Here is a 5790-nt window from a genome sequence, read left to right as displayed (position 1 = left end):
TCTCGTGGGCGGCTCTGCAGCCCTAGCGCGGGCCAAGCCCGCTCCCACAGGGATCACTGCCGTCTCTGTGGGAGCGGGCTTGACCCGCGATCACGCCAGTACAGACACTGCAGCGCCCCCGATACAAACCCCTCGCACTCAAGTAAACTGGCGCGCTTCGCGCAGCCCCCAGCGGCTGCCCTCCACGAATTACCCAAAGGTGCCCGCCATGCCCTGGCTGCAAGTACGTCTGGCCATCAGCCCGGAACAAGCCGAAACCTACGAAGATGCCCTGCTCGAAGTCGGCGCCGTCTCCGTCACCTTCATGGACGCCGAAGACCAGCCGATCTTCGAACCGGACCTCAACACCACCCCGCTGTGGTCGCACACCCACCTGCTGGCCCTGTTCGAAGCCGACGCCGAACCCGAGGCAGTGTTTGCCCACCTGCAACTGCTGACCGGGGCCGCCCTGCCCGAGCACCAGGCCGAAGTGATCGAAGACCAGGACTGGGAACGCAGCTGGATGGACAACTTCCAGCCCATGCGCTTCGGCCAGCGCCTGTGGATCGTGCCCAGCTGGCACGCCGCCCCCGAGCCGGACGCCGTCAACCTGCTGCTCGACCCGGGCCTGGCGTTCGGCACCGGCACCCACCCGACCACCGCCCTGTGCCTGGAATGGCTCGACGGCCAGGACCTGAACGGCACTGAAGTACTCGACTTCGGCTGCGGCTCGGGCATCCTCGCCATCGCCGCGCTGCTGCTGGGCGCACGCAAGGCGGTGGGCACCGACATCGACGTGCAGGCCATCGAGGCCTCGCGCGACAATGCCGGGCGCAACGGCATCGCCGACGCGCTGTTCGACCTGTACCTGCCCCAGGACATGCCGGCCATGCAGGCCGACGTGCTGGTAGCCAACATCCTCGCCGGCCCGCTGGTCTCGCTGGCCCCGCAGCTGTCCGGCCTGGTACGCCCCGGCGGCCTGCTGGCGCTGTCGGGCATCCTCGCCGAACAGGGCGATGAAGTGGCCGCTGCCTACGCCAAGGACTTCGACCTGGACCCGATCGCCGTGCGCGATGGCTGGGTACGCATCAGTGGTCGCCGGCGCTAACTGCGCCTAGACTACAACTCTGCACAACCCGGACCGCCGCATGACCGACAGTTTCGTCACCCAGTGCCCGCATTGCCAGACCAGCTTTCGCGTCAGCCACACTCAATTGAGTGTGGCCCGCGGGGTAGTGCGCTGCGGCAATTGCCTGCAGGTATTCAACGCCGCCAAGCAGCTGCTGGAGCAGAGTGCAGCGCAACAGGCGCTGCAGGTCGCCCCCGCGCTGCCGCCGGCAATGCCGTTGCCTGCGCCGGTGGCCGAACCCGAACATGCACCGCAGCCAGCGCAGCCGGCCCCCGCGCCGATCAGCCAGCGCGAATGGACGGCCAGCGCGCTGGACGTCGACCTCGACCAACTGGACCTCGACCAGGAACTCGCCCGCCTGGAGCAACGCGAAATCCAGCCGATCAGCGAGTTCAAGCGCAGCCAGGCCGAAGACTTCGACCTGGCGCCACGCCGCGAGGACAGCCTCAGCGCCCAGCGCGACGGCCCGGACGACACCTCGTACACCGACAGCCTGTTCAGCAGCCCCGCCGACGAACGCGAAGCCCAGGCAACGCCGCAGCCGCCGCTGGTCGACGAACCCGTCCCGGCTGTCGTGGCGCTGCCGGGCGAGCGCACCGAACCCTCGCTGTCGCTGGACCTGGACGGCCTGGATGACGAGCCCCCGCTGCGCGAGCAGCCCCTCCACGACCCCGACGTGGTGGCCGAGCACCTGTCGGCACGCGACCCGGGTGATGAGCCCGATACGCCGGACCCGGCGCTCGACGACGCCCCGAATACCCGCCACGAACCCGACCTTGGCCCGATGGCCGCACGCTCGCCGCGCAAGCCGGCGCTGGTCGACATCGTCGACGACCCGCTGCAGCTCGACTGGCAGAAGCCGCGCAGCCACTGGGGCCGGCGCCTGCTGTGGGCGCTGCTGACTCTGCTGGCTGGCGCGGCACTGGCTGGCCAGTACATCGCCTATCACTTCGACGAACTGGCCCGCCAGGACCAGTACCGCCCCTGGTTCCAGCAGCTGTGCCCGCAACTGGGCTGCGAAGTGCCTTCCAAGGTCGACATCGCCCGCATCAAGAGCAGCAACCTGGTGGTCCGCAGCCACCCGGACTTTGCCGGCGCGTTGATCGTGGACGCGATCATCTACAATCGTGCGCCCTTCTCGCAGCCATTCCCGCTGCTGGAGCTGCGGTTTGCCGACCTCAACGGCCAACTGATCGCCAGCCGTCGCTTCAAGCCCGGCGAGTACCTGAGCGGCGAGCTGGCCGGCAAGGCCGAAATGCCCAGCCAGACCCCGATCCACATCGCCCTGGACATCCTCGATCCGGGCCCGAAGGCGGTCAACTACAGCCTGAGCTTCCGCTCGCCGGAGTAAACCCAGCGACCAGCGGCAAGCTTCAGGCGGCAAGAGAAAAGCGCGGTATCACGCCACTCCTGCTTTTGGCTGGGGCTTGAAGCTTGTCGCTTGCCGCTCAAACTGTTCATATTTTATCCAGATCGACCTTTATCCGGTCACCGAGAGCGGGTATCATGCCCACCCTTTTTCGAACTCTAAGATCGGCCCCCACAACAGGGAACTCCTATGTCGGCGGTACGCATCGGCCCATACACACTGCAGAACGCCCTGATCCTTGCCCCGATGGCCGGGGTCACGGACCAGCCTTTTCGTCAGCTGTGCCGACGAATGGGCGCAGGCCTGGTGGTGTCCGAAATGGTCAGCAGCGACATGAGCCTGTGGAACAGCCGCAAGTCGCGCCTGCGCATGATTCACGATGGCGATCCCGAGCCCCGCTCGGTGCAGATCGCCGGCGGTGACGCGCAGATGCTCGCGGCCGCAGCCCGGGCCAATGTCGAGGCCGGCGCGCAGATCATCGATATCAACATGGGCTGCCCGGCAAAAAAAGTCTGCAACAAAGCTGCAGGCTCTGCTTTATTGAAGGATGAAGTACTGGTCAACGAGATCCTCCAGGCGGTGGTCGCCGCCGTGGACGTACCCGTTACCCTCAAGATCCGCACCGGCTGGGACCGGGACAACAAGAATGGCCTGACCGTGGCGAAGATCGCCGAGCAGGCAGGCATTCAGGCACTGGCCGTACATGGCCGCACCCGTGCCGACCTGTACACCGGCGACGCCGAGTACGACACCATCGCCGCCATCAAGCAGGCGGTGTCGATACCGGTATTTGCCAATGGCGACATCACGTCGCCGCAAAAGGCCCGACAGGTGCTCGACGCCACCGGCGCCGACGGCCTGCTGATCGGCCGCGCCGCCCAGGGGCGGCCGTGGATCTTTCGCGAGGTCGAGCACTACCTGCGCACCGGCGAGCTGTTGCCGGCACCGCAGTTGGCTGAAGTGGAACGAATTCTGCTGGAGCACCTGGCCGCGCTGCACGCCTTCTATGGCGATGTGATGGGTGTGCGTATCGCCCGCAAGCATGTGGGCTGGTACCTGGCAACGTTACCGGGCGCCAGGGAGTTTCGCGCCCGCTTCAATGGTTTGGAAGAAACACACGCGCAGTGCGCCGACGTTCGCGAGTTTTTCCGCGAACGTGAACAGAGCCTTGAGACAGAGGACGGACAAGGGGTGGCCGCATGACGATGATGACCGAGACTTTAGTGAGTGGAACAACGCCCGTGAGCGACAACGTCAACCTGAAACAGCACCTGAACACCCCGAGCGAAGAGGGCCAGACCCTTCGCGGGAGCGTGGAGAAGGCGCTGCACAACTACTTTGCGCACCTCGAGGGCGCTGCTGTCACGGACGTGTACAACCTGGTGCTCTCTGAAGTCGAGGCACCCTTGCTCGAAAGCGTGATGAACTACGTCAAGGGCAACCAGACCAAGGCCAGCGAGCTGCTGGGGCTCAACCGGGGCACCTTGCGCAAGAAGCTCAAGCAGTACGATCTGCTGTAACAACGAATCCACACCAGAAAAGGCGGCTCCCATTCGATGAGGTCGCCTTTTTTGCTGACTCCACCGCGTTATGGAATCTGAAATGACCGACCAGACTACCCGCCTGCCGATCCGCCGCGCCTTGATCAGCGTTTCCGACAAGACCGGAATCCTCGAATTCGCCCGTGAGCTGCAACAGCTCGGCGTCGAGATCCTGTCCACCGGTGGCACCTTCAAGTTGCTCCAGGACAATGGCGTCGCCGCGGTGGAAGTTGCCGACTACACCGGCTTTGCCGAAATGATGGACGGCCGGGTCAAGACCCTGCACCCCAAGATCCACGGTGGCATCCTCGGCCGTCGCGGTACCGATGACGCCATCATGGCCGAGCACGGGATCAAGCCGATCGACCTGGTCGCCGTCAACCTGTACCCCTTCGAAGCCACCATCTCCAAGCCGGGCTGCGACCTGCCGACCGCCATCGAGAACATCGACATCGGCGGCCCGACCATGGTTCGCTCGGCGGCCAAGAACCACAAGGACGTGGCCATCGTGGTCAACGCCAGCGACTACGGCCAGGTCCTCGAGAGCCTCAAAGCCGGTGGCCTGACCTACGCCCAGCGCTTCGACCTGATGCTCAAGGCGTTCGAGCACACCGCCGCCTACGACGGCATGATCGCCAACTACATGGGCACCGTGAACCAGTCGGCCGACACCCTGAGCACCGAAGACCGCAGCCAGTTCCCGCGCACCTTCAACAGCCAGTTCATCAAGGCCCAGGAAATGCGCTACGGCGAGAACCCGCACCAGAGCGCGGCGTTCTACGTCGAGGCCAAGCCGAGCGAGGCCGGCATCGCCACCGCCACCCAGCTGCAGGGCAAGGAGCTGTCGTACAACAACGTGGCCGACACCGACGCCGCGCTGGAATGCGTCAAGAGCTTCGTCAAGCCGGCCTGCGTGATCGTCAAGCACGCCAACCCGTGCGGCGTGGCCGTCAGCCCGGACGCCGAGGGCGGCATCCGCCAGGCCTACGAGCTGGCCTACGCCACCGATACCGAATCAGCCTTCGGCGGCATCATCGCGTTCAACCGCGAGCTGGATGCCGAAACCGCCAAGGCCATCGTCGAGCGTCAGTTCGTCGAAGTGATCATCGCCCCGAGCGTGAGCGAAGAAGCCCGCGCCGTGGTGGCCGCCAAGGCCAACGTGCGCCTGCTGGCGTGCGGCCAGTGGTCGGCCGAGCGTGCCGCTGCCTGGGACTACAAGCGCGTCACCGGCGGCCTGCTGGTACAGAGCCGCGACATCGGCATGATCACCGAGGGCGACCTGAAGGTGGTGACCAAGCGTGCGCCGACCGAGCAGGAAATCCACGACCTGATCTTCGCCTGGAAAGTGGCCAAGTACGTCAAGTCCAACGCCATCGTCTACGCCAAGAACCGCCAGACCATCGGTGTCGGCGCCGGCCAGATGAGCCGCGTGAACTCGGCGCGCATTGCCGCGATCAAGGCCGAGCATGCCGGCCTGCAGGTACAGGGTGCGGTCATGGCCTCGGATGCGTTCTTCCCGTTCCGCGACGGTATCGACAATGCGGCCAAGGTGGGTATCACTGCGGTGATCCAGCCGGGCGGTTCGATGCGTGATGCCGAGGTGATTGCCGCGGCCGACGAAGCCGGCATCGCGATGGTGTTCACCGGCATGCGCCACTTCCGTCACTGACCAACAGAAAAGGTGCAGACATATCCCTGTGGGAGCGGGCTTGACCCGCGATGCGAGCGACGCGGTACTTCCTGATCGCGTGGCCCCCATCGCGGGTCAAGCC

At 65.5% G+C, this 5790-nt stretch carries 5 protein-coding genes; all 5 read left to right on the top strand.

Translation table 11 applies throughout. The features are described from left to right. The first annotated feature begins 208 nt into the window (after window positions 1-208). Window positions 209-1087, top strand: a complete 879-nt coding sequence (gene prmA, locus QMX96_RS26375) for a 50S ribosomal protein L11 methyltransferase (protein ID WP_043860469.1) — start codon at window positions 209-211, stop codon at window positions 1085-1087. Window positions 1088-1127: 40 nt separating this feature from the next. Beyond that, window positions 1128-2459 carry a DUF3426 domain-containing protein gene (locus tag QMX96_RS26370; RefSeq protein ID WP_282362703.1) on the top strand — a complete coding sequence of 444 codons (1332 nt, stop codon included), beginning with the start codon at window positions 1128-1130 and terminating at the stop codon, window positions 2457-2459. Window positions 2460-2666: 207 nt separating this feature from the next. Beyond that, complete coding sequence (dusB, locus tag QMX96_RS26365; protein ID WP_043860471.1) at window positions 2667-3680, top strand: tRNA dihydrouridine synthase DusB; 1014 nt, start codon at window positions 2667-2669, stop codon at window positions 3678-3680. Further along, entirely contained in the window at window positions 3677-3997 is a 321-nt protein-coding gene (gene fis, locus QMX96_RS26360; RefSeq protein ID WP_003186237.1) for a DNA-binding transcriptional regulator Fis, read from the top strand. The genes dusB and fis overlap by 4 nt, the downstream gene beginning before the upstream one ends. Window positions 3998-4079: 82 nt before the next feature. Next, window positions 4080-5687 carry a bifunctional phosphoribosylaminoimidazolecarboxamide formyltransferase/IMP cyclohydrolase gene (gene purH, locus QMX96_RS26355; RefSeq protein ID WP_255002647.1) on the top strand — a complete coding sequence of 536 codons (1608 nt, stop codon included), beginning with the start codon at window positions 4080-4082 and terminating at the stop codon, window positions 5685-5687. Window positions 5688-5790 lie beyond the last annotated feature (103 nt).

Source organism: Pseudomonas sp. PS01300 (assembly GCF_029960155.1).
Classification (GTDB): domain Bacteria; phylum Pseudomonadota; class Gammaproteobacteria; order Pseudomonadales; family Pseudomonadaceae; genus Aquipseudomonas; species Aquipseudomonas palmensis.
This window is presented reverse-complemented; position numbering and strand designations above follow the sequence as displayed.